The following is a 2,075-nucleotide window of genomic DNA, read 5'->3' on the forward strand; positions in this document are numbered from 1 at the left end:
CTCCCGCCGCGTCGCGGCACCCGTCGCCGTACCGTTCCCTCCGCGTCGCAGCCGTGGCAAGGTGGGAATCGTGAGCGCTGAACAGACCCAGACCAAGGACGCCTCCTCCCCCTACGCCAGCGGGCCGATGCAGATCCAAACGCTGCTCATCTTGGGCGCCTCCGGCGATCTGACCGGGAGGCTGCTGCTGCCGGGGCTGGGCAAGCTGATCGCCCAGGGCAAGACCGCCGGGCTCAAACTGGTGGGCGCCGGCTCCGATGACTGGGACTCCGCTCGATGGCAGGAACGCGTCAAGGGCTCCTTTGATCCGTGTGCTGAAGCCGCGAACGACGACGGCCGGCAGCAGTTGCTCGACATCCAGCAAGACACTCATTACTACTCGGTGGACGTGACTGCCGAGGGCGTCCTGGCCAAACTGCTGGCGGAATTGGACGGCCCGGTGGCCGTGTTCTTCGCTCTGCCGCCCGCGGTCAGTCAGAAAGCTTGCGAAGTGCTCAAGCCCGAGGATGTGCCGGAAGGAACCCGTCTGGTGCTGGAGAAGCCCTTCGGCACGAGCCTCGAGTCCGCCGAGTTGCTGAACAAGATGTTGCTGAAACTGGTACCGGAGGACCACATCCACCGGGTGGACCATTTCCTTGGCAAGTCGACGGTGTTCAACATCCTGGGCCTGCGCTTTGCCAACCGCCTGTTGGAACCGCTGCTCAGCAATGACCATGTGGCCAGAGTGGAGATTTTCTACGACGAATCCCTGGCCCTGGAGGGGCGTGCCCGCTACTACGACGGCGCTGGGGCCCTGCGGGACATGATCCAGAGCCATCTATTGCAGGTCATGGCACTGACTGCTTTGAACCCGCCGGCCACACTCAAGGAACGCGATCTGCGCGACCACATCGGCAGCGTGATGCGGGCCGCCAGCGTCGACCCCGATTTCGCCAAAAGCACCCGCCGGGCCCGCTACACCGCAGGCCGCATCGGCGACCGTGACATCCCCGACTACACCGCGGAACAGGGCGTGGACCCCTCGCGGAAGACAGAAACTCTCGCTGAAGTCCAGGTCTCCATCAACAACAGCCGGTGGGCGGGCGTGCCGTTTATCCTGCGCTCGGGCAAGGCACTGGCCCAGCCGAAGAAGGAAGTCATCATCACCTTCAAGCCGGTCAATCACCTGCCTGCGGGATTCAAGGGTGTCGACTCGCCTACTCGATTGCGGATCGGCCTCGGGCCCGAAACCCTGCAGTTGGAAATTGATGTCAACGGTCCGAGTGACCTCTTCACGCTGGACCGGGCCGTGCTGGAAGCAGATCTGCACGCGGCCGACCTCCTGCCCTACGGCGAAGTCTTGGAGGGCGTGCTGCACGGCGACCCGTTGTTGTCTGTCCGCGGGGACATCGCCGAGGACTGCTGGCGGATTGTCGAACCAGTCCTGGAAGCCTGGGAAAAGGACGTAGTCCCGCTGGAAGAGTACGAGGCCGGCAGCCTTGGTCCGGCCGGCTGGGAAACGTCCCGGAGCGACGCCCCGCTCTCCCCTGATACACAGCACCGCTGATAAGCATCGCCTGATACACAGCACCGCTGATAAGCATCGCCACCCGGCGGAGAGTAACCGCCATCGGCATCGAGTCGGCTGCATAACGCCAAAGACAGCGCCGGCCGCCGTAGGCACCACTGCTTTGGGCAACGCCGTCCAGCTAGACCCCGCCGCGGTGGGCAAGTCTCGCCATGGGGATAGCCGCAGTAGGCAACTCCCGGGACAGACTCAACCGGCCTGCACAGAGCAGATAGCGTCACGCTACGTCAGAATGGCGGCGGTTCGTCCGATGGTTCGTCGTCGTCTCCGTCCGTGGAGGCTGCTGCGGTGGTTGTTCGGGGGTTGGTCGTGTTGTGGGGTTGGTCGTTGGGTGTGGGGTAGGTGATGGCCCAGTTTTCGTCGGGGGTGGTGGTGTGGGTGTGTCCAGAGCGGGTGGTGTAGTGCAGGGTGCCGTCGTCGTCTTGGGTGACGGTGCCGCCGCCGTGGTGTTTGGTTTTGTGGCCGGGTTTGCAGCGGGCGTTCAGGTTCTCGAGGACTGTTTTGCCGC

2 protein-coding genes are annotated in these 2,075 nt (G+C 64.2%); one reads left to right on the forward strand and one right to left on the reverse strand.

Going from position 1 to position 2,075, the window contains the following annotated elements; translation table 11 throughout:
- Positions 1 to 127 precede the first annotated feature (127 nt).
- A complete protein-coding gene (locus tag ACMX2H_RS18860) occupies positions 128 to 1,546 on the forward strand; it encodes a glucose-6-phosphate dehydrogenase (RefSeq protein WP_414962804.1) in 1,419 nt (472 codons plus the stop codon).
- 248 nt (positions 1,547 to 1,794) lie between these two features.
- Here the strand turns inward: ACMX2H_RS18860 and ACMX2H_RS18865 are convergent.
- A partial coding sequence (locus tag ACMX2H_RS18865; protein ID WP_414962802.1) for a hypothetical protein occupies positions 1,795 to 2,075 on the reverse strand: 281 nt, incomplete at its 5' end.

The organism is Arthrobacter sulfonylureivorans, from assembly GCF_047607445.1.
Taxonomy (GTDB): Bacteria; Actinomycetota; Actinomycetes; order Actinomycetales; family Micrococcaceae; genus Crystallibacter; species Crystallibacter sulfonylureivorans_A.